This window comes from Thioalkalivibrio sp. AKL8 (genome assembly GCF_000380525.1).
GTDB lineage: Bacteria > Pseudomonadota > Gammaproteobacteria > Ectothiorhodospirales > Ectothiorhodospiraceae > Thioalkalivibrio > Thioalkalivibrio versutus.
The window spans coordinates 103922-126039 of sequence record NZ_AQYF01000002.1 but is presented as its reverse complement, the minus strand read 5'-3'; the positions used below and the strand labels follow the sequence as shown (position 1 = coordinate 126039).

21 protein-coding genes and 1 riboswitch are annotated in these 22118 nt (G+C 66.5%); of the genes, 15 read left to right on the top strand and 6 right to left on the bottom strand.

The window, feature by feature from the left end:
- Positions 1-48: 48 nt before the first annotated feature.
- From G335_RS0101200 to metK, 4 genes are all read right to left on the bottom strand, one after another.
- On the bottom strand, positions 49-795 hold the full coding sequence (locus G335_RS0101200) for a 16S rRNA (uracil(1498)-N(3))-methyltransferase (RefSeq protein WP_018175659.1): 747 nt from the start codon (positions 793-795) through the stop codon (positions 49-51).
- A gap of 6 nt (positions 796-801) precedes the next feature.
- Positions 802-1656, bottom strand: coding sequence for a methylenetetrahydrofolate reductase [NAD(P)H] (metF, locus tag G335_RS0101195; RefSeq protein WP_018175658.1), 855 nt, complete (start codon positions 1654-1656; stop codon positions 802-804).
- A 95-nt stretch (positions 1657-1751) separates the two neighbouring features.
- A complete protein-coding gene (ahcY, locus tag G335_RS0101190; protein ID WP_018175657.1) occupies positions 1752-3164 on the bottom strand; it encodes an adenosylhomocysteinase in 1413 nt (470 codons plus the stop codon).
- A gap of 19 nt (positions 3165-3183) precedes the next feature.
- Positions 3184-3264: riboswitch (S-adenosyl-L-homocysteine riboswitch) on the bottom strand.
- Between the two features lie 33 nt (positions 3265-3297).
- Complete coding sequence (gene metK, locus G335_RS0101185; protein ID WP_018145137.1) at positions 3298-4470, bottom strand: methionine adenosyltransferase; 1173 nt, start codon at positions 4468-4470, stop codon at positions 3298-3300.
- A gap of 406 nt (positions 4471-4876) precedes the next feature.
- Between metK and tkt the strand changes: the two genes are divergently transcribed.
- From tkt to G335_RS0101155, 6 genes are all read left to right on the top strand, one after another.
- Positions 4877-6877: a transketolase gene (tkt, locus tag G335_RS0101180; protein WP_026304740.1), complete on the top strand. Its 2001-nt coding sequence runs from the start codon at positions 4877-4879 to the stop codon at positions 6875-6877.
- Between the two features lie 41 nt (positions 6878-6918).
- Positions 6919-7917 carry a type I glyceraldehyde-3-phosphate dehydrogenase gene (gap, locus tag G335_RS0101175; RefSeq protein WP_018175655.1) on the top strand — a complete coding sequence of 333 codons (999 nt, stop codon included), beginning with the start codon at positions 6919-6921 and terminating at the stop codon, positions 7915-7917.
- Between the two features lie 129 nt (positions 7918-8046).
- Complete coding sequence (locus G335_RS0101170) at positions 8047-9225, top strand: phosphoglycerate kinase (RefSeq protein WP_018145140.1); 1179 nt, start codon at positions 8047-8049, stop codon at positions 9223-9225.
- Between the two features lie 37 nt (positions 9226-9262).
- Positions 9263-10693: a pyruvate kinase gene (gene pyk, locus G335_RS0101165; RefSeq protein WP_018168948.1), complete on the top strand. Its 1431-nt coding sequence runs from the start codon at positions 9263-9265 to the stop codon at positions 10691-10693.
- Positions 10694-10772: 79 nt separating this feature from the next.
- Positions 10773-11837, top strand: coding sequence for a class II fructose-bisphosphate aldolase (gene fba / locus G335_RS0101160; RefSeq protein WP_018145142.1), 1065 nt, complete (start codon positions 10773-10775; stop codon positions 11835-11837).
- 131 nt (positions 11838-11968) lie between these two features.
- Positions 11969-12748: a lipid-binding SYLF domain-containing protein gene (locus G335_RS0101155; protein WP_018168949.1), complete on the top strand. Its 780-nt coding sequence runs from the start codon at positions 11969-11971 to the stop codon at positions 12746-12748.
- Here the strand turns inward: G335_RS0101155 and bioD are convergent.
- Both bioD and G335_RS0101145 read right to left on the bottom strand, forming a co-directional pair.
- The gene (gene bioD / locus G335_RS0101150) at positions 12688-13407 is read right to left on the bottom strand and encodes a dethiobiotin synthase (RefSeq protein ID WP_018168950.1); all 720 of its coding nucleotides are present in this window, start codon (positions 13405-13407) and stop codon (positions 12688-12690) included. The genes G335_RS0101155 and bioD overlap by 61 nt on opposite strands.
- Positions 13404-14300: a phosphoribosylaminoimidazolesuccinocarboxamide synthase gene (locus G335_RS0101145; protein WP_018168951.1), complete on the bottom strand. Its 897-nt coding sequence runs from the start codon at positions 14298-14300 to the stop codon at positions 13404-13406. The genes bioD and G335_RS0101145 overlap by 4 nt, the downstream gene beginning before the upstream one ends.
- A gap of 291 nt (positions 14301-14591) precedes the next feature.
- Here G335_RS0101145 and purE point away from each other — a divergent pair, with 291 nt between their 5' ends.
- The 9 genes from purE (at position 14592) to G335_RS0101100 (ending at position 22040) form a co-directional block, all read left to right on the top strand.
- Positions 14592-15101, top strand: a complete 510-nt coding sequence (purE, locus tag G335_RS0101140; RefSeq protein ID WP_018649625.1) for a 5-(carboxyamino)imidazole ribonucleotide mutase — start codon at positions 14592-14594, stop codon at positions 15099-15101.
- The gene (locus G335_RS0101135; RefSeq protein ID WP_018168953.1) at positions 15098-16279 is read left to right on the top strand and encodes a 5-(carboxyamino)imidazole ribonucleotide synthase; all 1182 of its coding nucleotides are present in this window, start codon (positions 15098-15100) and stop codon (positions 16277-16279) included. Before purE ends, G335_RS0101135 begins: the two co-directional genes overlap by 4 nt.
- Complete coding sequence (locus G335_RS0101130; protein ID WP_018168954.1) at positions 16276-16893, top strand: class I SAM-dependent methyltransferase; 618 nt, start codon at positions 16276-16278, stop codon at positions 16891-16893. The genes G335_RS0101135 and G335_RS0101130 overlap by 4 nt, the downstream gene beginning before the upstream one ends.
- 2 nt (positions 16894-16895) lie before the next feature.
- Positions 16896-17561, top strand: a complete 666-nt coding sequence (locus G335_RS0101125; RefSeq protein ID WP_018168955.1) for an energy-coupling factor ABC transporter permease — start codon at positions 16896-16898, stop codon at positions 17559-17561.
- A 170-nt stretch (positions 17562-17731) separates the two neighbouring features.
- Entirely contained in the window at positions 17732-18055 is a 324-nt protein-coding gene (locus tag G335_RS0101120) for a c-type cytochrome (protein WP_018145150.1), read from the top strand.
- 193 nt (positions 18056-18248) lie between these two features.
- A complete protein-coding gene (rpe, locus tag G335_RS0101115) occupies positions 18249-18938 on the top strand; it encodes a ribulose-phosphate 3-epimerase (RefSeq protein WP_018145151.1) in 690 nt (229 codons plus the stop codon).
- 23 nt (positions 18939-18961) lie between these two features.
- A complete protein-coding gene (locus G335_RS0101110; RefSeq protein WP_018168956.1) occupies positions 18962-19645 on the top strand; it encodes a phosphoglycolate phosphatase in 684 nt (227 codons plus the stop codon).
- A gap of 94 nt (positions 19646-19739) precedes the next feature.
- Complete coding sequence (gene trpE, locus G335_RS0101105; protein WP_018168957.1) at positions 19740-21227, top strand: anthranilate synthase component I; 1488 nt, start codon at positions 19740-19742, stop codon at positions 21225-21227.
- A gap of 9 nt (positions 21228-21236) precedes the next feature.
- Complete coding sequence (locus tag G335_RS0101100) at positions 21237-22040, top strand: triacylglycerol lipase (protein ID WP_018168958.1); 804 nt, start codon at positions 21237-21239, stop codon at positions 22038-22040.
- Positions 22041-22118: the final 78 nt, after the last annotated feature.

Here is a 22118-nt window from a genome sequence, read left to right as displayed (position 1 = left end):
CGGCGACCCCCAGACGGGAAACACCGGGGCGGTTCCCGCCCGATGTGACTAGCCTCGAAGGTCGCCTAGACGCGCCTGCACCAGGGTGATCAGGGCTATCGCGGCCGTCTCGGTGCGCAGGGTCCGCGGGCCCATGCCGACGCCCAGAAATCCGCCTGCCCGGGCCTGCTCGCGCTCCGCAGGCGTTAGCCCCCCTTCCGGTCCGATATACAGCGCCACTGCGCCGGGCGGGTGCGCCTGGGCGACAAGGCGCTCATCCAGCCCGGGCGCGCCTTCGTCGGCGAGCAGGCCCAGGCTGTCCGGGTATTCCGCCAGCGCCGCCTCGGGCGGGGCCGGTTCATGTAGCGCCGGCAGTTCATTGCGGCCGCATTGCTCCACAGCGGCCTGCAGGATGCCCTGCCAGTGCCGCTGGCGCTTCTCCAGTCCCTTGTGGGCGGCAGCCGAACGCGAGCGTTCGCACAGCACCGGGCGGATGGACTGTACGCCGAGCTCCACGGCCTTCTGAATGGCCAGGTCCATATGGTCGCCACGGGCCACACCCTGCAGCAGGTGGATCGGAAACGCGGGATGGGTCGGGGCGGCGGCACGTTCGCCCAGATGGAAGGTGCCGTGGCGTCGGTCGGTGAGTTCGAGGGTCGCGTCGAATTCGTTGCCGAGGCCGTCGAAGACGCGGCAGGGGGCACCGCTTTTCAGACGCAGGACGGTGGTGGCGTAATGCAGCCGGTCCTGTGGGGCGGGGAGCGACTGCCCCGCGGCCAGTGCCTCGGATTCGAGCAGCAGCCGGGGGCAGCGCATGTCGGGCTACTTCCGGTTGTCGAGGTCCAGGGCCTTCCAGATCTGTTCGGTCGGTCCGGCCTGGTTCATCGAATAGAAGTGGATCCCCGGCGCGCCGTGCGCGAGCAGGTCGTCGGTCAGACGCGTGGCGACCTCGATCCCGAATTTGCGGATCGATTCCTTGTCGTCGCCATAGGCCTCCATCCGCTTGCGGATGTAGCGTGGGATCTCGGCGCCGCACATCTCGGAGAAGCGCACGATCTGGGTGTAGTTGGTGATCGGCATGATCCCGGCAATGATCGGGATCGTGATGCCCATCTTCTCCACCCGTTCCATGAAGGCCACGTAGGCGTCCGGATTGTAGAAGTACTGGGTGATCGCGGCGTCGGCGCCCGCATCCACCTTGGTCTTGAAGTTCTCCAGGTCCTTCTCGGCATTCGGTGCCTGCGGATGGAACTCCGGATAGGCCGCGACCTCGATCTTGAACTGGTCGCCGAACTCGGCGCGGACGAACTCCACCAGCTCGGAGGCATAACGGAAATCACCGCCGGAATGCTTGGTGCCGGACGGCAGGTCGCCGCGCAGCGCCACAATGCGCTTGACCCCGGAATCGCGGTAGGTCGACAGCAGGTCCCGCAGCTCGTCCTTGGTCGACGAAATGCAGGAGACGTGCGGGGCGGCGGGGATGCCATCGTTGTCGATGATGTCCCGGACCGTCTCCAGGGTGCGGTCGCGGGTGGATCCCCCGGCGCCGAAGGTGACGGAATAGAACTCGGGCTTCAGTGCGCCCAGACGCTTGCGGGCCTTGGCCAGGCGTTCGGCTCCGGCCTCGTCCTTGGGCGGGAAAAATTCAACGCTGTAGACGCGTTCTTGTGCAGACATGTTTGTCCTCCAGACAAAAAGAAGGCGGACCGCACGAACATGCGGCCCGCCTCGGCGTTCACATTACCAACGAATTGAAATGTGAGGCTGGCCGATCAGTAGCGGTAGTGTTCCGGCTTGAACGGGCCATCCGCCGACATACCCAGGTACTTCGCCTGATCGTCGGTAAGACGGGTCAGGTTGGCGCCCAGCTTGAACAGGTGCAGCTGTGCGACCTTCTCGTCCAGGTGCTTCGGCAGCACGAAGACGTTCTTGTCGTACTGGTCACCCTTGGTCCACAGCTCGATCTGAGCCAGGGTCTGGTTGGTGAAGGAGTTGGACATCACGAAGCTCGGATGGCCGGTACCGCAGCCCAGGTTCACCAGGCGGCCTTCGGCCAGCATGATGATCCGGTTGCCATTCGGCAGGATGATGTGGTCAACCTGCGGCTTGATGTTGTCCCACTCGTACTTGCGCATCGCGGCCACGGCGATCTCGGAGTCGAAGTGACCGATGTTGCAGACGATGGCCTGGTTCTTCATGCGGGTCATGTGATCTTCGGTGATCACGTCCTTGTTACCGGTCGCGGTGATAAAGATCTCGGCCTTGTCGGCCGCGTCTTCCATCGTGACCACGCGGAAACCTTCCATCGCGGCTTGCAGGGCGCAGATCGGGTCGATTTCGGTGACCCACACGGTGGCACCGAGGCCGGCCAGCGACTGGGCGGCACCCTTGCCGACGTCACCGTAGCCACAGACCACGGCGATCTTGCCGGCGATCATGACGTCGGTGGCGCGCTTGATGGAGTCCACGGTGGACTCGCGGCAGCCGTACAGGTTGTCGAACTTGGACTTGGTGACCGAGTCATTGACGTTGATCGCCGGGAAGGCCAGTTCGCCGTCCTTCGCCATCTGGTACAGGCGATGCACACCGGTGGTGGTCTCTTCGGTCACGCCCTTGATCTTGGCGAGCTGCTCGGAGTACCAGGTCGGCTGCTTGGCCAGGCGATCCTTGATCGCGGCAAACAGGGCGACTTCTTCTTCGTTCTCCGGATTGGAGATGACCGACTGGTCCTTCTCGGCCTTGGCGCCGATGTGCAGGAGCAGCGTGGCGTCACCGCCATCGTCCAGGATCATGTTGGCGCCGCCGTCGAATTCGAAGATGCGGTGGCAGTAGTCCCAGTACTCTTCCAGGGTCTCGCCCTTCACGGCGAAGACCGGGGTGCCGGCGTCGGCAATTGCGGCCGCGGCGTGGTCCTGGGTGGAGTAGATATTGCAGGAGGCCCAGCGCACGTCGGCACCCAGGGCTTCCAGGGTCTGGATCAGCACCGCGGTCTGGATGGTCATGTGCAGGGAGCCGGCAATCTTGGCGCCCTTCAGCGGCTTGGAGGCCGCGTACTCTTCGCGAGTCTGGACCAGACCGGGCATTTCGGTCTCGGCAATCGCAATTTCCTTGCGGCCGAATTCGGCAAGGTTAATGTCCTTGACGACGTAATCGGTGTTCTTTTTGTCGTTCATCACAGCATTCATGGATCAACTTCTCCGTTTATCTGGATGAGCGCCGTGTTCATGTTTCAGGGTGCATCCGGCTGAGCCTGACGGTAAAACCGCTGCAGCGCTCCTCAGCCGGATGGGTATTTCTTCTAAGAAGTGTCGGGGACTCTTAGAGGCCCGCCATCTTCTTGAGTTCCTCAGCCTTGTCGGTGCGCTCCCAGGGGAGGTCGACATCTTCGCGGCCGAAGTGACCGTAGGCGGCGGTCGCCTTGTAGATCGGACGCAGCAGATCCATCATCTGGATCAGGCCCCACGGGCGGAGATCAAACACTTCGCGCACGAAGCCTTCGATCTTGCGATCGTCCAGCTTGCCGGTGCCGAAGGTGTCGATCGTGATCGAGGTCGGCTCGGCCACGCCGATGGCGTAGGAGACCTGGATCTCGCACTTCTCGGCCAGGCCGGCGGCAACGATGTTCTTGGCCACGTAGCGACCGGCGTAGGCTGCGGAACGGTCCACCTTGGACGGGTCCTTGCCGGAGAACGCGCCACCACCGTGACGGGCCATGCCGCCGTAGGTGTCGACGATGATCTTGCGGCCGGTCAGGCCCGCGTCGCCCACCGGGCCGCCAATCTCGAACTTGCCGGTCGGGTTGATGTGGAGCTTGTCGTCGGCGACCTGGCTCAGCCATTCAGCCGGCAGGACCTTCTTGAAGATCTCTTCGTAGATCGCTTCCTTCAGATCCTTCTGCGAGATGTCCGGGCTGTGCTGGGTCGACAGGACCACGGCGTCCAGACCGGCCGGCTTGCCATTTTCATAGCGCAGGGAGACCTGGCTCTTGGCGTCCGGACGCAGCCACGGCAGCTTGCCGCTCTTCATCAGTTCGGACTGGATGCGCACCATCTTGTGGGCGTAGAAGATCGGGGCGGGCATCAGGGTATCGGTCTCGCGGGCGGCGTAGCCGAACATCAGGCCTTGGTCGCCAGCGCCCTGGGTGGCGCGGTCGGAGACGTCGCGGTCCACGCCCATGGCGATGTCCTGGGACTGCTCGCCCAGCACGTTCAGCACGGCGCAGGTCTTGCCGTCGAAGCCGACGTCCGAATCGTTGTAGCCGATCTCGACGACGGTGTCGCGCACCAGGCGCTCGTAGTCGATCTGCGCGCCAGTGGTGATCTCGCCCAGCAGCATGACCATGCCGGTCTTGGTGGCGGTCTCGCAGGCGATACGTGCATGCGGGTCCTGCTCGATGATGGCGTCGACGATGGTGTCGGACACCAGGTCGGCCATTTTGTCGGGGTGACCGGCAGAGACAGATTCCGAAGTAAAGATATAGTCGTTGGACATTAAGCGTTCCTTTTGGGGTCGTTTCGATTTAGTTTTGCGCAAAACGACCTCTAGTGTAACGCGACTCGCAGGATTTTTCTAAGCCCCTCCCCCGCGATAGTCAGGGCATCGGTGCCCCGGCCGGCGGCGAGGGCGCAGCGTGGCGCGGTTTGGGGCCGACTTGCCCCGGTGCCCGAAAGTGGCCAAAATGCACCGCCTTTGATGGGGAGTGCTGCCCGCCGCGCGTTCGCGTGGCCGAGTAAGGGCCCGCTCCCGCAGGCTGCTCGGGCCACCGCCGTGCGCTGGCGCGCCGGCCGGTACTGGTGAGCCCTCGTTCGGTCGACTCGTCCGGGTCTGCCGCCGCTGGCGCCTCGCGCCGCCGCCCGCCATCAGCCGAACCCAATACTACTTAGAGCAGGAGATCAGCATGCCGACCCGTAGAGAGCTTGCCAACGCCATCCGCGCCCTTTCGATGGACGCAGTCCAGAAGGCCAATTCCGGTCACCCGGGAGCGCCGATGGGGATGGCGGACATCGCCGAGGTGCTGTGGAACGACTACATGCAGCACAACCCGGCGAACCCGAGCTGGCCGGATCGCGACCGCTTCGTGATGTCCAACGGTCACGGCTCCATGCTGGTCTACTCGCTGCTGCATCTGAGCGGCTACGACCTGCCGATGGACGAGATCAAGCAGTTCCGTCAGCTGCACTCGCAGACCCCGGGGCATCCGGAATACGGCTACACCGCCGGTGTCGAGACCACCACCGGTCCGCTCGGCCAGGGCATCTCCAACGCGGTCGGCATGGCGCTGGCCGAGAAGATGATGGCCGCCCACTTCAACCAGCCCGGTCACGACATCGTCGACCACAACACCTACGCCTTCCTTGGCGACGGCTGCATGATGGAAGGGATCTCCCACGAGACCTGCGCGCTGGCCGGTACCCTGGGCCTGGGCAAGCTGGTCGCGTTCTGGGATGACAACGGCATCTCCATCGACGGCGAGGTCGAGGGCTGGTTCACCGACGATACCCCGGCCCGCTTCGAGGCCTATGGCTGGCACGTCGTGCGCGGCGTGGATGGCCACGACGCCAACGCGGTCAAGGCCGCGATCGAAGAGGCGCGCCAGAACAGCGACAAGCCGAGCCTGATCTGCTGCAAGACCGTGATCGGCTTCGGTTCCCCGAACAAGTGCGGCAAGGAAGAGTGTCACGGCGCCGCCCTGGGCGACGACGAGGTCGCCCTGACCCGCAAGGAACTGGGCTGGGAGCACGGCCCGTTCGAGATCCCGGGCGACATCTACGAGGGCTGGAGCGCGAAGGACAAGGGTGCCAAGGCCGAGACCGAGTGGAAGGAACGCTTCGCCGCCTACAAGGCCGCCCATCCGGAACTGGCCGCCGAGTTCGAGCGCCGGATTGCCGGTGATCTGCCGGCCGACTGGAGCGAGAAGGCCAACGCCTATATCAAGCAGACCATCGAGAAGGCCGAGAAGGTCGCCTCGCGCAAGGCCTCGCAGAACGCGATCGCCGGCATGGCCCCGGCCGTTCCGGAACTGCTGGGCGGTTCCGCCGACCTGGCCGGCTCCAACCTGACCATGTATGGCGGGTCCAAGGGCGTTACCCGTGACGACGCCGCCGGTAACTATGTGTTCTACGGTGTGCGCGAATTCGGTATGGCCGCGATTATGAACGGCATCGCCCTGCACGGCGGATTCATCCCGTACGGCGGCACCTTCCTGATCTTCTCCGACTATGCCCGCAACGGCATCCGCATGTCCGCGCTGATGAAGCAGCGCGTGATGTACGTGCTGACCCATGATTCCATCGGTCTCGGCGAAGACGGCCCGACCCACCAGCCCATCGAACAGACCCCGAGCCTGCGTCTGATCCCGAACCTGAACGTCTGGCGCCCCTGCGACGCGGTCGAGACCGCGGTGGCTTGGAAGGCCGGCATCGAGCGTACCGACGGCCCGTCCGCGTTCATCCTGTCGCGTCAGGGTCTGCCGCACATGGAGCGTGACGGCGAGCAGCTCGCCAACATCGCCCGCGGCGGTTACGTGCTGAAGGATTGCGACGGCACCCCGGACCTGATCTTCATCGCCACCGGTTCCGAGATTGAACTGGCCGTGCAGGCCGCCGACGTGCTGAGCGGCGAGGGCAAGAAGGTCCGCGTGGTCTCCATGCCCTGTGTCGAGCTGTTCGACCAGCAGGATCCGGCCTACCGCGAGGCCGTGCTGCCGAAGGCTGTGCGCGCCCGTGTCGCCATCGAGGCCGGCGCGACCACGACCTGGCACAAGTTCACCGGCCTCGACGGCGCGGTGTTTGGCCTGGATCGCTTCGGCGAATCCGCCCCGGGTGGTGCCCTGCTCGATTACTTCGGTTTCAAGCCGGAGAACATCGCCCAGGTCGCACGTGACGTGATGAACGGCTGAGCCCGAATCGATTTCGCTTAAGCAATAAAGAGGAGACTCTCATGTCTATCAAGGTTGGTATCAACGGTTTCGGTCGTATCGGCCGCATGGCTTTCCGTGCCATCGCCAAGGATTTCCCGAACCTCCAGGTGGTCGGCATCAACGACCTGCTGGATCCGGAATACCTGGCTTACATGCTGCGTTATGACTCCGTCCATGGCCGCTTCGAAGGCGACGTCAGCGTCGACGGTAACGACCTGGTGGTGAACGGTAACCGTATCCGCCTGACCGCCGAGAAGGATCCGGCCGCGCTGAAGTGGGGCGATATCAATGCCGACATCGTGATCGAATCCACCGGTCTGTTCCTGACCGCCGAGACCGCCCAGAAGCATCTGGACGCCGGCGCCAAGAAGGTCGTGATGTCCGCGCCGTCCAAGGACGACACCCCGATGTTCGTCTTTGGCGTGAACCATGGTGAGTACGCCGGCCAGAACATGGTCTCGGCCGCGTCCTGCACCACCAACGCCCTGGCCCCGGTGGCCAAGGTGCTGAACGACAAGTTCGGCATCAAGCGTGGTCTGATGACCACCGTGCACGCCGCCACGGCGACCCAGAAGACCGTCGATGGCCCGTCCATGAAGGACTGGCGTGGGGGCCGCGGCATCCTGGAGAACATCATCCCGTCCTCCACCGGTGCCGCCAAGGCCGTGGGCAAGGTGCTGCCGGACCTGAACGGCAAGCTGACCGGCATGGCCTTCCGCGTGCCGACCTCCGACGTGTCGGTGGTCGACCTCACCGTGGAGCTCAACAGCGACGCCAACTACGACGACGTCTGCGCGGCCATGAAGAAGGCCTCCGAGGGCGAGCTGAAGGGCGTGCTGGGCTACACCGAAGACCTGGTGGTCTCCACCGACTTCCGCGGCTACACCGCCCCGTCCGTGTTTGACGCCGGTGCCGGCATCCAGCTGGACCCGACCTTCGTGAAGGTCGTCGCCTGGTACGACAACGAGTACGGCTACACCTGCAACATGCTGCGCATGGTGGAGCACGTCGCCAAGTAAGGCCGGATGGCCGGGCCCCTCGGGGTCCGGCCATTTGCATTGCCTGGGTCCAAGAGGCCTGGGGCCAGTCCCTGCGGGGGCTCGCCCGAAGCCTTTTCTCTTTCCAACCGTATTTCGAGAGGTACTCCCATGTCTGTCATCAAGATGACCGATCTCGACCTGCAGGGTCGCCGTGTGCTGGTGCGTCAGGATCTCAACGTCCCGGTGAAGGGCGGCAAGGTCACCTCCGACGCCCGTATCCGCGCGAGCCTCGAGACCGTGCAGAAGGCCCTGGATGCCGGTGCGGCCGTGATGCTGATGTCGCATCTGGGCCGCCCGACCGAGGGAGAGTTCTCCGAGGAGGACTCTCTGGCCCCGGTCGCCGAGCATATGGGTGGCCTGCTCGGGCGCGAAGTGCGCCTGGTGCGAGACTACCTCGATGGCGTGGATGCCAAGCCGGGCGAGGTGATCCTGCTAGAGAACGTGCGCTTCAACGCCGGCGAGAAGAAGGACGACGAGGCACTGGCCAAGAAGTATGCGGCGCTGTGCGACGTGTTCGTGATGGACGCCTTCGGTACCGCCCACCGCGCCCAGGCCTCCACTCATGGCGTGGCCAAATTCGCCCCGCAGGCCTGCGCCGGCCCGTTGCTGGCCAAGGAGCTGGAGGCTCTGGGTCAGGCCCTGGAAACCCCGAAGCGCCCGCTGGTGGCGATCGTCGGTGGGTCCAAGGTCTCGACCAAGCTGACCGTGCTGGAGTCGCTGTCCAAGGTTGTCGATCAGCTGATCGTCGGTGGCGGCATCGCCAACACCTTTATCGCGGCCCAGGGCCATGGTGTCGGCAAGTCGCTGTACGAGGCGGATCTGGTCGATGAGTCCAAGCGCCTGATGGAGGCCGCCCGCGCCAAGGGCGGCGAGATCCCGGTCCCGACCGACGTGACCGTGGGCAAGGAGTTCTCCGAATCCACCCCGGCCGAGACCAAGGCCGTAGACGCCGTTGCGGACGACGACATGATCTTCGATGTGGGCCCCGAGACCGCGGCCACCTATGCCGAGGCCCTGCGCAATGCCGGCACCATCGTCTGGAACGGCCCGGTGGGCGTGTTCGAGTTCGATCAGTTCGCCGGCGGCACCAAGGCCCTGGGCGAGGCGATCGCCGAGAGCAATGCGTTCTCCATCGCCGGGGGTGGCGACACCCTGGCCGCGATCGACAAGTACAACCTGGCGGATCGCATCAGCTACATCTCCACCGGCGGCGGCGCCTTCCTCGAGTTCCTCGAGGGCAAGACCCTGCCGGCCGTCGCCATCCTGGAAGAACGGGCCAAGGGCTGAGGCCCTTGTCCTTCCCCGCTGACGGAGACACGCGCGGATGAGACGTACCAAGATCGTAGCCACGCTGGGGCCGGCAACGGACAGCGACGAGGGCATGGAGGCCATCATCCGGGCCGGTGTGGATGTGGTCCGGTTGAACTTCTCGCATGGCGATCCGGATGACCACCGCCAGCGCCTGGCGCGCCTGCGGGCCGCCTCCGAGCGCGCCGGCCGTTGCGTCGGTGTTCTGGGCGACCTGCAGGGCCCCAAAATCCGCATCGACCGCTTCCAGCAGGGCAAGGTGCAGCTGGAAGAGGGGGCGCCCTTCGCGCTGGATGCCGAACTGGATCGCGACGCGGGCGATGCCACCCAGGTCGGCCTGACCTACAAGGACCTCCCGGACGACGTGCGCACGGACGACATCCTGCTGCTGGATGACGGTCGTATCGTGCTCAAGGTCACGGCGGTCAATGGCAGCCGGATCGAGACCACGGTCGAAGTCGGCGGCGAGCTGTCCAACAACAAGGGCATCAACCGCCAGGGCGGTGGCCTGTCTGCGCCCGCGATTACGGACAAGGACCGCGACGATATCCGCCTGGCGGCCGAGCTGCAGGTGGACTACCTGGCCGTCTCGTTCCCGCGTTCCGCCCAGGACCTGCACCTGGCGCGGGGCCTGTTGAAGGATGCCGGCTGGGAGGCCGGGATCTGCGCCAAGATCGAGCGCTCCGAGGCCCTGGAGGTGATCGACGAGATTATCGCCGCCTCGGAGGTCATCATGATCGCCCGCGGCGATCTGGGCGTGGAGATCGGTGACGCCGAGCTCCCGGGGGTGCAGAAGACCCTGATCACGCGCGCGCGCAGCCTCAATCGTCTGGTCATCACTGCGACCCAGATGATGGAGACCATGATCACGAATCCGATCCCGACCCGCGCCGAGGTATTCGACGTGGCGAACGCGGTGCTGGACGGCACGGATGCGGTGATGCTCTCTGGCGAGACCGCGACCGGGCGTTATCCTGCGCGCGTGGTCACCAGCATGGACCGGATCTGCGAGGCTGCCGAGCGCCAGCGCGCCGCACGCCAGTCGGACCATCGCATGGATTCGACCTTCGGCCGGGTCGACGAGGCCATCGCGATGGCCACCATGTACACCGCCAACCATCTCGATGTCTCCGCGATCGCCGCGCTGACCGAGTCCGGTTCCACGGCGCTGTGGATGTCGCGCATCAGCTCGGGCATCCCGATCTACGCGCTCACCCAGCACGAATCCACCAGCCGCCGCATGACGCTTTATCGCGGCGTCTATCCGGTGACTCTGAAGCCGATCCCCGAGAGCCACGAAAGCGTGAACCGTGAGGCGGTGAACTTGCTCAAGGGCGAGGGCGTCGTGCAGGATGGCGAGTTGGTCATCATTACCAAGGGCGACCTGCAGGGCGAGCATGGCGGCACCAACGCCATGAAGATCGTGCGCGTCGGCGAACTGGCCTGAACCGCGCACCGCCCGCAGTCGCCAACCAGATTAATCGACTTTTTCACTACCTCAGTCCGAATCCCGTAAGGAGGAATCCATGGCTCTAATCTCACTTCGCCAGCTTCTGGACCATGCCGCCGAACATGGCTATGGCATGCCGGCGTACAACGCCAACAACATGGAACAGGTCCATTCGATCATGGAAGCGGCCGCTGCGGTCGACTCCCCGGTGATCATTCAGGCCTCCGCCGGTGCCCGCAAGTACGCCGGCGAGCCCTTCCTGCGCCACAACATCATCGCCGCCATCGAGCAGTACCCGGACATCCCGGTTGTGCTGCACCAGGATCACGGCTCCGAGCCGGCAGTCTGCCTGCGCTCCATCCAGTCCGGCTTCAGCTCGGTGATGATGGACGGCTCCCTGATGCCTGACATGAAGACCCCGGCCTCGTACGACTACAACCGTGACGTGACCGCCAAGGTCTCCGAGATCGCCCACGCCTGTGGCGTGTCCGTGGAAGGCGAGCTGGGCTGCCTGGGATCCCTGGAAACCGGCATGGCCGGCGAGGAAGACGGTTCCGGTGCCGAGGGCCAGCTGTCCCACGACCAGCTGCTGACCGACCCGGACGAAGCCGCCGACTTCGTGAAGAACACCAAGTGCGATGCCCTGGCGATCGCCATCGGTACCTCCCACGGCGCCTACAAGTTCACCCGTCCGCCGACCGGTGACATCCTGGCCATCCAGCGCGTGAAGGAGATCCACGCCCGCATCCCGGATACCCATCTGGTCATGCACGGCTCCTCCTCCGTTCCGCAGGAGTGGCTGCAGATCATCAACAAGTACGGCGGCGATATGGGCGAGACCTACGGCGTGCCGGTCGAAGAGATCCAGGAAGGCATCAAGCACGGCGTGCGCAAGGTCAACATCGATACCGACCTGCGCATGGCCTCCACCGGTGCGGTGCGCAAGTTCCTGGCCGAGAACCCGAAGGAATTCGATCCGCGCAAGTTCCTGAAGGCCTCGACCGCCGCAATGAAGGACCTCTGCCAGGCCCGTTACGAGGCCTTCGGTTGCGCCGGCATGGCGTCCAAGATCAAGCCGATCTCCCTGGACGACATGGTCAAGCGCTACCTGTCCGGCGAGCTGGATCCCAAGGTCAACTGATCCTGCGGGTTGCAGCACGAAAAAGGGGGCTTCGGCCCCCTTTTTTTGTGCCATGATGAATGTATTCGTTAGGGAGACGCCGACGCATTCGCGCGGCCGCGTCTCCCTTGGCCTTTCTGGAGGTTTCCACGATGCAACGACTGATCCTTTTCTGCCTGACGACGCTGGTGTTTGCCGCCATAGTGGGGAGCGCTCACGCGAACCCGTTCAGCCGCGAGATCGATCCGCAGGACATCATCGATCGCGCCCAGGCGACGGTGGAGAACATGGCGACCCACCCCGAGTACGAGTCCCTTAAAGAGGACCTGCGCGACGCCCGCGGCGTGGTGATCTTCCCGCGCGTGGCTCGCGGGGCCTTCCTGATCGGAGGCTCCGGCGGCATCGGCGTGTTCCTTGCCTGGGACGACGAGCGCGGCGATTATTCGCCGGTGGCGTTCTACTCCCTCGGTTCGGTCAGCTTCGGCATGCAGTTCGGTGGTGATGCCGCCGAGGTGGTGATGGTCGCGCGCACCCAGGATGCGGTGGACTCGATGTTCGGGTCCGCCATCCGCCTGGGGGGCGATGCCTCGGTGGCTGCCGGTCCGGTGGGTGCGGGCCGGAGCGCCACCCCGACGGCCGACTTCCTGTCCTACTCGCGGGCGCGGGGTGCCTACCTGGGCATGAGCTTGTCCGGCTCGCGCATGACCGTGCGCGACGACTTCAACGAGGCGTACTACGGCGAGTCCCAGCGCCCGGTGCATATCATCGAGAGCCGCCGCGTCGACCGTGAAGGGACCCGTGCCCTGCGCGAGACCCTGGCCGGGTTCCGGGTTGACGAAGAGGAAGCCCCTGCGGCCTCCGAGTCCCGTGGTCAGGGGCGCGAGTCCTCCGGCGGCGTGCGCCCGGACAACTTCGAGGTGGAGAGCTTCTGAACCAGCGCCGCGCGGGTGATGCCTTCGGCTGACTCGATGATCGGGGCGCTCGTGCGTGAACGCAGCGCGGCCGCATTGTCGAGGCGCGGGTCGGCATCCTCCCGGCGCCGGTTGAGCACGATCCCGGCCAGTTGCAGGCCGCGTCGTTCCAGGGCCTCCAGGGTCAACAGGCAGGTGTTCAGTGTGCCCAGGCGGTCCTCCGCCACTAGCAGGACCGGCAGCCCGAGGGCCTCGGCGAGGTCCGCGTTCAGCCCATCGGTACACAGCGGCGAGTAGAAGCCCCCCGCACCCTCCACTAGCCGCGGGCCCGTGCCGTCGGCTGCGCAGGCCGCGGCCAGCTCCGCGATCGTCAGGCGCACGCCCTGGTTCGCGGCGGCCTGGTCCGGGGCGATGGCATCGGGGAAGCGCCAGGGCGTGACCTGCTCGATGGCGGCGTCCGGAAGGCCCGCCGCGTGGGTCAGGTTCATCCCGTCCTCGGGCCACAGCCCATCGGGGCCCGGCGGGCAGCCGGATTCCACCGGCTTGCGCGGTTGCGGCCGCAGCCCACGATCCCGCCAGAGTTCCAGCAGCGCGCAGCTGACGAAGGTCTTGCCGACGCCGGTGTCGGTGCCGGTGACGAACAGGCCCTGCGGGGGCGCTCCTGTCTGTGCCGGGCTCATGCGTCGCGGGTCAGGCGCTCCAGGGCCTCGCGATAGCGCGCCGCGGTCTGTTCCACCACTTCCGCGGGCAGCTCGGGGCCGGGCGGCTGCTTGTCCCAGTCCAGGGTCTCCAGGTAGTCGCGTACGTATTGCTTGTCGAAGGACTCCGGGCTGGTGCCTGGCGCGTAGCGGTCGGCCGGCCAGAAGCGCGAGGAGTCCGGGGTCAGGACCTCGTCGATCAGATGCAGGGTGCCGGCGGCATCGACGCCGAACTCGAACTTGGTGTCGGCGATGATGATGCCGCGCTCGGCGGCGTAGTCGCGGGCCATCGCGTAGATCGAGAGTGCCGCATCGCGCACCTGCCGCGCCCGGTCCTCGCCGATGGTCGCCACCACGGCATCAAAGTCGATATTGGCGTCGTGGTCGCCGACGTCGGCCTTGGTGCTGGGGGTGAAGATCGCCTCGGGGAGCTTCGAGGCGAGCTCCAGGCCGGCCGGGAGCGGGATGCCGCAGACCGCGCCGCTGGCCTGGTAGTCCTTCCAGCCAGAGCCGATCAGGTAGCCGCGTACCACTGCCTCCACCGGCAGGGCCTCGAGCCGGCGGATCACCAGGCTGCGTCCTTCCAGCGGGGCGCGAACGGCCGGGTCCGGAATCACCTGTTCCAGTGGGATATCGGTCAACTGGTTGGGGATGCCCAGCTCGCGCTCCACCTTGTGCATCCAGAACTGCGTGATCTCCGTCAGCACCCGGCCCTTCTCGGGCACGGCCGTGGGCAGGATCACGTCAAAGGCGGACAGGCGGTCGGTGGTGACCATCAGCCAGTGGTCGGCGTCCACCGCATAGAGATCGCGTACCTTGCCGCGATGCACGAGTTCCAGGTCGGGGAGTTGGCTTTCAAGCAGGGTGTCAGTCATGCCGCGATTCTACCGGGCGCGGGCCTTGCGCACCACGAAGCGGACGAAGACACGAAGAAAAGCGATCCACAAGGAGACGCGACGATCGGCAGCAAGCGCATGGGCGCGTCGCGCCTTATCCACCGGCCATTCACGCCCCCCGCTTCGCTCTCACCAGTGAGCCCTTCCGGCCTTTGGGTCTCCCTGTGGATCGCTCCTTGACCGGGCTTTTCTGCGCGTCCGGGAGCGCTTCGTGGTGCGCATGGCTTGTCGGGTGGGGCCGGGGTCGCTATCGTTCGGGCCATGACTGAGATGGCAGGCAATTCGGCGGCGCCTCGCGTGGGCGTCGTGATGGGGAGCACCTCCGACTGGGCGACCATGGAGCGGGCGGTGGATGTGCTGGACGAACTCGGGATCCCGTTCGAGGCCCGGGTGGTGTCGGCTCACCGAACACCGGATCTGCTTTTCGAGTACGCCGAGCAGGCACGCGAGCGGGGCCTCCAGGCGATCATCGCCGGGGCCGGGGGGGCGGCGCACCTGCCGGGGATGCTGGCCTCCAAGACCCCGGTTCCGGTGCTCGGCGTGCCGGTCGCCTCGCGCCACCTGAAGGGGCAGGACTCGCTGCTGTCCATCGTGCAGATGCCGCGCGGCATCCCCGTGGCGACCTTCGCGATCGGCGAGGCGGGCGCGGCGAACGCCGCCTTGTTCGCCGCCGCGATGCTGGCGAACCACGATCTCGATCTGCGTGAGCGTCTGGATGCCTTTCGCCAGTCCCAGAGTCAGGCCGTGCTGGGGCAGACCCTGCCACCGGACCCGTCATGATCCAGCCCCCTGCGACCCTCGGGCTGCTCGGTGGCGGGCAGCTCGGCCGCTATTTCGTGGAGGCCGCACAGGGTATGGGCTATCCCGTATGGGTCCTGGACCCGGACCCGGCGAGCCCGGCCGGGCGAGTGGCGGCGCGGCACCTGTGCCAGGCCTTCGACGACCCCGATGCGCTGCAGGCCCTGGCCGGGGCCTGCGCGGTCATTACCACCGAGTTCGAGAACATCCCGCGCCCGGCCGTGGAGTGGCTGGATGCCCGCGCCTGTCTGCGCCCGGGGCCGCGCGCCCTGAGCATTGCCCAGGATCGCCTGGAGGAGAAGGCCTTCCTCGGCGAGATCGATGTGGCGGTAGCCCCCTGGCAGGCGGTCCTGGCCGGCCAGACGCCCGAAGTGCGAGCGGACGCGGGGGGGCCGACGTTCCCCGCGATCCTGAAGACCGCGCGCCTGGGTTATGACGGCAAGGGCCAGGTCCGGCTGGCGCAGGCCGGCGAGTTGCCCGCGGCGCATGCCGAGCTGGGGCTGGTGGACTGCGTGCTGGAGGCCCAGGTCGAGCTGGAGCGCGAGCTCTCGGTGCTGGTGGCGCGAACCGCGGACGGCGCGAACGAGGCCTTTCCGGTGGCGGAAAACACCCATCACGAGGGCATCCTGCACCTGACGCGGGTGCCGGCCCGAGTCGGCGACGAGCCGCGCGAACGCGCCACGGCGATCGCGCGGCACATTGCCGAGCAGCTCGACTACCAGGGGTTGCTGGCGGTGGAGTTCTTCCTCACGGTGGAGGGTGAATTGCTGGTCAACGAGATCGCGCCGCGTCCGCATAACTCCGGGCACTACACCCAGGATGCCTGCACCATCAGCCAGTTCGAACAACAGGTGCGCGCAGTCTGCGGGCTGGGGCTGGCCCCGGCCTTGCTGACCACGCCGGTGGCGATGGTCAACCTGCTGGGTGACCTGTGGCCCGCCGCAGCGGAACCCGACTGGCAGGGCGTGCTGGCTGCCGGCCGCGCGCGGCTGCATCTGTATGGCAAGGCCGAGGCCCGGTCCGGCCGCAAGATGGGGCACGTCAACGTGCTCGGTCTGCCGGGCGAGGACGACGCCGGCGCCGCGGCCTCCACCGCCGAGGCCCTGTGGCAGGGTCTGGCCGAGGCTGTGGAGCGGACTGCGGACGGAGGGGTGGCATGAAGGAGGGCTTCCCCACGATCCAGGCGCGGCGTACCCGTCAGGCGGAGCTGAAGCGCGACCTGGAGTTCGAGGACACGCTGGCCGGAGAACACCTGCGGTTCCGCACGACCTGGGGTCTGTTCTCGCCGCGCCGCATCGACGATGGCACGCGGATGTTGCTGGAGCGCATCGAGGTGGAGCCAACCGATGCCTGCCTGGATCTGGGCTGTGGCTATGGCCCGATCGGCCTGACGCTGGCGCGCAAGGCGCCGCAGGGACACTGCACGCTGGTGGACACCAACTTCCTGGCGGTGGAGTACAGCCGGCGTAACGCCGAGCTGAACGGCATCACCAATGTGGACTGCGTGACCAGTAACGGCTTCGCGCAGATCCGTGACCGGCGTTTCGATCTGGTCACCTCGAACCTGCCGGCCAAGGTGGGGCGCGAGATGCTCTACACCTACCTGCTGGACGCCCACGAGCAGATGAACCCGGGTGGACGCATCTATGTCGTAACCATTACCGGGTTGCGGCGGTTCATCGAGAAGGGGTTCAAGGAAGTGTTCGGCAACTACGACAAGGTCAAGCAGGGCCGCGAGTACACTGTCGCGGCCGCGGTGCGCGAGCCCGACTGAGCATGGTCGAGGGGGCGGGCGAACTGCCGGTTGCGCTCCGGGTGCTGTCCGCCGTGCTGCTGGGTGGCGGCATGCTGGTGATGCTGCGGCGCATGCCCTGGGAGACCTTCTTCGTGCCCGGCCGCGCCCAGCTGTTCGTGATCGCCACGCTGTGCCTGCTGCTGATCTGGAGCATGCGGGCGCAGGCCCTGGATGGGCTGGCCCTGCATTTTCTGGGCATGGCCACCGTGACCCTGATGTTCGGTTGGCAGCTGGCGATCCTGATGGTCTTCCTGGTGGTGGCGATCCTCGGCCTGTTCGGCGTGCTCCCGCTAGCCGCCTTCCCGTTGACGGTGCTGCTGGCGGGTATTCTGCCGGTCGCGGTCACCTGGGGCCTGCTGCGGCTGTCCGAGGCGCGTCTGCCCGCGCACATGTTCATCTACCTCTACGCGGTCGGTTTCCTCGGCGGGGCGCTTTCGGTGGTTGCCACCGTGCTGGCCTCGGCGGCGATCTACGGGTTGTTCACCGAGCTCGCCTGGGCGGATATCCATCGCGACTACCTGCGCTACCTGGCCCTGCTGGTGCTGCCCGAGGCGGTGATCAACGGGATCGTGATTACCGGCCTGGTCATGGTGCGTCCCGAGTGGCTGGCGACCTGGTCGGACGAGCGCTACATCCACGGACGCTAGGAAGGCTCCGGCCCGCGTTCTCCGACCGATCGAATGGCTCCATGGAGCGGCCTGTGGCTATGTCCCTGTTTGGTTCTATGTTAATGCACCATTCAGGAAAGCCCTGCTAACGTTTGCATCAAGACGGGGCGACGACCCCGCCCGGGAACTTGAGCGAGGAGACTACAATAATGAAAACCAAGCTGTTCGTGCTGGCCGGTATTGCCGGCAGTGTCCTGATGCTGTCCAGTGCGGCCCAGGCCGCCGATATCCAGGCGGGGCAGTCCAAGTACCAGAACACCTGTGCCAGCTGTCACGGTGCCCAGGGCAAGGGGCAGGCGATCTTCCCGGCCTTGGCCGGCAAGGATGCGGACACCGTGGCCAGTCTGCTGGAGCGCTATCGCGCCGGCGAGGAAGTCGGTGATCATACCGCGCTGATGCGTCCGCAGGCCCAGGGCCTGAGCGATGACGACATCGCCAACCTGTCCAACTACATCGCGACCGAGTTCAACTGATCCGGGCGCCTTGGTAGAGGCAAGCGAAGGCAGCCAACGGGCCGGGGGTTTCTCCGGCCCGTTTGCGTTGGAGTGCCGCCCGCTGCGACCACTGGCTTTTGCCTGGCATCCCGGCATCCGGTAAAGTTCGGCGATTCCGAGAGCACGGTCGACGGTCGGCCCTGCTTCACCAGCGATCCCTGCGAGGCTTTCCATGGCACAACCCGATTTCATCGCTCCGTCCATCCTTTCCGCCGACTTCGCCCGCCTGGGCGAGGAAGTCGACAACGTCCTGGCGGCCGGTGCCGACACCGTGCACTTCGACGTGATGGACAACCACTATGTGCCCAACCTGACGATCGGTCCGCTGGTCTGTGATGCCCTGCGCAAGCACGGCGTGACCGCGCCGATCGACGTGCACCTGATGGTCAAGCCGGTGGATCGCATCATCCCGGACTTCGCCCAGGCCGGTGCCAGCTACATCACGTTCCATCCGGAGGCCTCCGATCACATCGACCGCACCCTGCAGCTGATCCACGCCGAGGGCTGCAAGGCCGGGCTGGTGTTCAATCCGGCAACCCCGCTGTCCTATCTCGAGTACGTGATGGACAAGGTCGACATGATCCTGCTGATGTCGGTGAACCCGGGCTTTGGTGGCCAGAAGTTCATCCCGAATACGCTGGACAAGTTGCGCGCCGCGCGCAAGATGATCGACGACTCCGGGCGTGATATCCGCCTCGAGATCGATGGTGGCGTGAAGGCCGACAATATCCGCGAGATCAAGGCCGCCGGTGCCGATACCTTTGTGGCCGGGTCCGCGATCTTCGGCGCCGGCAGCGACACCGACCCGAACCGCTACGACAGCATCATCCAGCAGATGCGCGACGAGCTGGCCAAGGCCTGAATCGACGGTTACCGGAGACCGGGATGTCCCTGAAACGCCCCCGCATGATCCTGATCGACCTGGACGGCACGCTGATTGACAGCGTGCCGGACTTGGCCTTTAGCGTGGATGCGATGATGCGCGAGCTGGGCCTGCCCGAACGCGGCGAGCCGGCCGTGCGCAACTGGGTCGGCAACGGCGTGGAGCGGTTGGTCCAGCGCGCGCTGGTCAACGACCTCGACGGCGAGCCGGACGCGGAGCAGTTCGCACATGCGCTGCCCGTGTTCATGCGCATCTATCAGGAGAACACCGCCGGGCGTTCGCCGCTTTATCCGGGCGTGCGCGAGGGGCTGGACCAACTGAAGGCCGCGGGCTACCGGCTGGGCTGCGTGACCAACAAGGCCGAGCGCTTCACCGTGCCGCTGCTGCGCGAAAAGGGCATCCTCGACGACTTCGAGATCGTGGTCGCCGGCGACGCCCTGCCGCAGAAGAAGCCGGATCCGGCCCCGCTGCTGCACGCGGCCGACAAGCTCGGCGTGGACCCGTCCGAGGCTTTGATGGTCGGGGACTCCAAGAGCGACGTGAAGGCCGCCCGCGCCGCTGGCTTCCAGATCGTCTGCATGACCTACGGGTACAACCACGGCAAGGATATCCGCGACGAGCACCCGGACGCGGTGCTCGATCGGCTGGACGAGTTGCCGGACCTGCTGCCCGCCCGGGCGGCGTGATCCGTGATGTCGGCAACGGACCGGACAATGGGGCGATGGCGAGACGGCGGATGAACCGCCACGCCATCCATCCCCCTTGTCAGGAACCGTTGTGATGACCCCCGAACAGTTCGACCAGCTGGCCCGCGAGGGCTATAACCGCATCCCGCTGGTGCGCGAGGTCCTGGCGGATCTCGAGACCCCGCTGTCCATCTTCCTCAAGCTGGCCAACCGGCCGTATTCCTACCTGTTCGAGTCCGTGCAGGGCGGGGAGCGCTGGGGGCGGTATTCCTTCATCGGCCTGCCGGCGCGCACCCTGGTGCGCGTGCATGGCCACGACATCACCGTGGAGACCGACGGCGCGGTGATGGAGCAGACCACCGAGACGGACCCGCTGGCCTGGATCGAGGCCTATCAGGCGCGCTTCAAGGCCGCGGAGCTGCCGGGGCTTCCACGCTTCACCGGTGGCCTGGTCGGCTATTTCGGGTTCGAGACCGTGCGCCTGATCGAGCCGCGCCTGGAGGGGCCGGAGAAGCCGGATGCCCTGGGGTTGCCGGATATCCTGCTGATGGTCTCCGAGGAGGTCGTGGTCTACGACAACCTCTCCGGGCGGCTGTATCTGGTGGTCCATGCGGATACGACCCAGGCCGGTGGCCAGGCCGTGGCCGCCGCCCGCCTGGACGAGCTGGAGACCCGCCTGGGCGAGCCGCTGGTACCGCCGGAGGATCCGCCGCATCCACACGCGGTGCCGGAGTATGTGTCCGGCTGGTCGGCCGAGGGCTATCAGGCCGCCGTCAAGCGGGCGCAGGAATACATCATGGACGGCGACGTGATGCAGGTGGTGCTGGCACAGCGCATGAGCGTGCCGTTCTCCGCACCGCCGCTGAACCTCTACCGGGCCCTGCGGGCGCTGAACCCGTCGCCCTACATGTACTACCTCGACCTGGACGATCACCACGTGGTCGGGGCCTCCCCGGAGATCCTGGTGCGCCTGGAGGACGACTGCGTGACCGTGCGTCCGATCGCCGGCACCCGCCCGCGTGGGCGTACCGAGGCGGAAGATCGCGCGCTGGAGGCCGAACTGTTGGCGGATCCAAAGGAGCGTGCCGAGCACCTGATGCTGATCGATCTGGGGCGCAACGATGTCGGCCGGGTCTGTGAGATCGGCTCGGTGGAGGTGACTGACACCATGAGCATCGAGCGCTACTCGCATGTGATGCACATCGTCTCCAACGTGGAGGGGCGGCTGGCCCCGGGCCACTCGCCGATGGATGTCCTGCGCGCGACCTTCCCGGCCGGGACCGTCTCGGGGGCACCGAAGATCCGCGCGCTGGAGATTATCGACGAGCTGGAACCGGTCAAGCGCGGGCCCTACTCCGGTGCGGTGGGGTACCTCTCGTGGTCGGGCAATATGGACACCGCGATCGCGATCCGCACCGCCGTGCTGCACGACGGTGAGTTGCACATCCAGGCCGGGGCCGGTGTAGTCCACGACTCGGTGCCGGAAAACGAGTGGCAGGAGACCCTGAACAAGGGGCGCGCGGTGGTGCGTGCGGCCGAGACCGCCCTGGGCGGTCTGGGGCCCCGGCGCCACCGCGACTGAGGGCCGGTCATGCGGTGCGGTGGCCTTCGCATCCTGTTGCTGGTGCTCGGGCTCTGGCTGTTGCCGGGGCTGGCGGCGGCGCAGATCGTGGTGCTGGTACCCGGGGGCTGGGATCGCGGCGACGGTTTTCGCCAGGCTGGGTTCACCGCGGCCCTGAACGCCGCCGGCTATGCCGATGGCGGGCGTGCCCGTGCAAACGTGGGCGCTGCGCACTTCGAGCGAGCTCCCGACCCCGCCGCACGCCAGTTCTATACCGTGGATCTGCCGACCGCTGTGGCTCCACCGGAACGGGCGCGGGCGCTCGGCCAGGTGGTCGATGGTCTGACCCGGCGCCACCCCGGCCGCGAGCTGGTGCTGGTCGGGCATTCCACCGGCGGGGTCGTGGCGCGCGAGCTGCTGGTGCGTCAGCCGCACCCGGCCATCTCCACCCTGGTGACCTTCTCCGCGCCGCATGCGGGGGGCGGCTGGTCCGCGCTGGCGCGTTCGGTGACGGATGCGCTGGCCGATTCCCCGCTGGGGCTGTACGCCCCGTTCGCCGGCGTGCAGGGGCTGCACCGGCGCGAAGGGCTGTGGGGCCCGGAGGGTGGTTCGCCGGCTGCGATGCATCTGGAGTGGCTGAACACGCAGGCGCATCCGCCCATCCGCTATGTCTCGGTCGTGCGCCTGGCCGACCCGTGGGTGGATGCCGCTAGCCAGGACATGAACCGCCTCCCGGCCCTGCGCGGACGGGCGCATACCCTGCCCAGCCCTGGCGGGCACCGGTTGGAGGCCGCCGACGGCACCCTGCTGGTGGCGCTATTGCTGCCGCGATGAAGGCGCGCGGTTTCGTCAGCGCGATTGCGGTTGCGGCGCAACCACTCGGGACCCGGGGTATGCTTGGTCCCTGCCTGG

Coding starts and splice junctions, on each gene's coding strand:
- G335_RS0101200 (WP_018175659.1), bottom strand. CDS start 795: ATGCGCTGCCCCCGGCTGCTGCTCGAATCCGAGGCACTGGCCGCGGGG.
- metF (WP_018175658.1), bottom strand. CDS start 1,656: ATGTCTGCACAAGAACGCGTCTACAGCGTTGAATTTTTCCCGCCCAAG.
- ahcY (WP_018175657.1), bottom strand. CDS start 3,164: ATGAATGCTGTGATGAACGACAAAAAGAACACCGATTACGTCGTCAAG.
- metK (WP_018145137.1), bottom strand. CDS start 4,470: ATGTCCAACGACTATATCTTTACTTCGGAATCTGTCTCTGCCGGTCAC.
- tkt (WP_026304740.1), top strand. CDS start 4,877: ATGCCGACCCGTAGAGAGCTTGCCAACGCCATCCGCGCCCTTTCGATG.
- gap (WP_018175655.1), top strand. CDS start 6,919: ATGTCTATCAAGGTTGGTATCAACGGTTTCGGTCGTATCGGCCGCATG.
- G335_RS0101170 (WP_018145140.1), top strand. CDS start 8,047: ATGTCTGTCATCAAGATGACCGATCTCGACCTGCAGGGTCGCCGTGTG.
- pyk (WP_018168948.1), top strand. CDS start 9,263: ATGAGACGTACCAAGATCGTAGCCACGCTGGGGCCGGCAACGGACAGC.
- fba (WP_018145142.1), top strand. CDS start 10,773: ATGGCTCTAATCTCACTTCGCCAGCTTCTGGACCATGCCGCCGAACAT.
- G335_RS0101155 (WP_018168949.1), top strand. CDS start 11,969: ATGCAACGACTGATCCTTTTCTGCCTGACGACGCTGGTGTTTGCCGCC.
- bioD (WP_018168950.1), bottom strand. CDS start 13,407: ATGAGCCCGGCACAGACAGGAGCGCCCCCGCAGGGCCTGTTCGTCACC.
- G335_RS0101145 (WP_018168951.1), bottom strand. CDS start 14,300: ATGACTGACACCCTGCTTGAAAGCCAACTCCCCGACCTGGAACTCGTG.
- purE (WP_018649625.1), top strand. CDS start 14,592: ATGGCAGGCAATTCGGCGGCGCCTCGCGTGGGCGTCGTGATGGGGAGC.
- G335_RS0101135 (WP_018168953.1), top strand. CDS start 15,098: ATGATCCAGCCCCCTGCGACCCTCGGGCTGCTCGGTGGCGGGCAGCTC.
- G335_RS0101130 (WP_018168954.1), top strand. CDS start 16,276: ATGAAGGAGGGCTTCCCCACGATCCAGGCGCGGCGTACCCGTCAGGCG.
- G335_RS0101125 (WP_018168955.1), top strand. CDS start 16,896: ATGGTCGAGGGGGCGGGCGAACTGCCGGTTGCGCTCCGGGTGCTGTCC.
- G335_RS0101120 (WP_018145150.1), top strand. CDS start 17,732: ATGAAAACCAAGCTGTTCGTGCTGGCCGGTATTGCCGGCAGTGTCCTG.
- rpe (WP_018145151.1), top strand. CDS start 18,249: ATGGCACAACCCGATTTCATCGCTCCGTCCATCCTTTCCGCCGACTTC.
- G335_RS0101110 (WP_018168956.1), top strand. CDS start 18,962: ATGTCCCTGAAACGCCCCCGCATGATCCTGATCGACCTGGACGGCACG.
- trpE (WP_018168957.1), top strand. CDS start 19,740: ATGACCCCCGAACAGTTCGACCAGCTGGCCCGCGAGGGCTATAACCGC.
- G335_RS0101100 (WP_018168958.1), top strand. CDS start 21,237: ATGCGGTGCGGTGGCCTTCGCATCCTGTTGCTGGTGCTCGGGCTCTGG.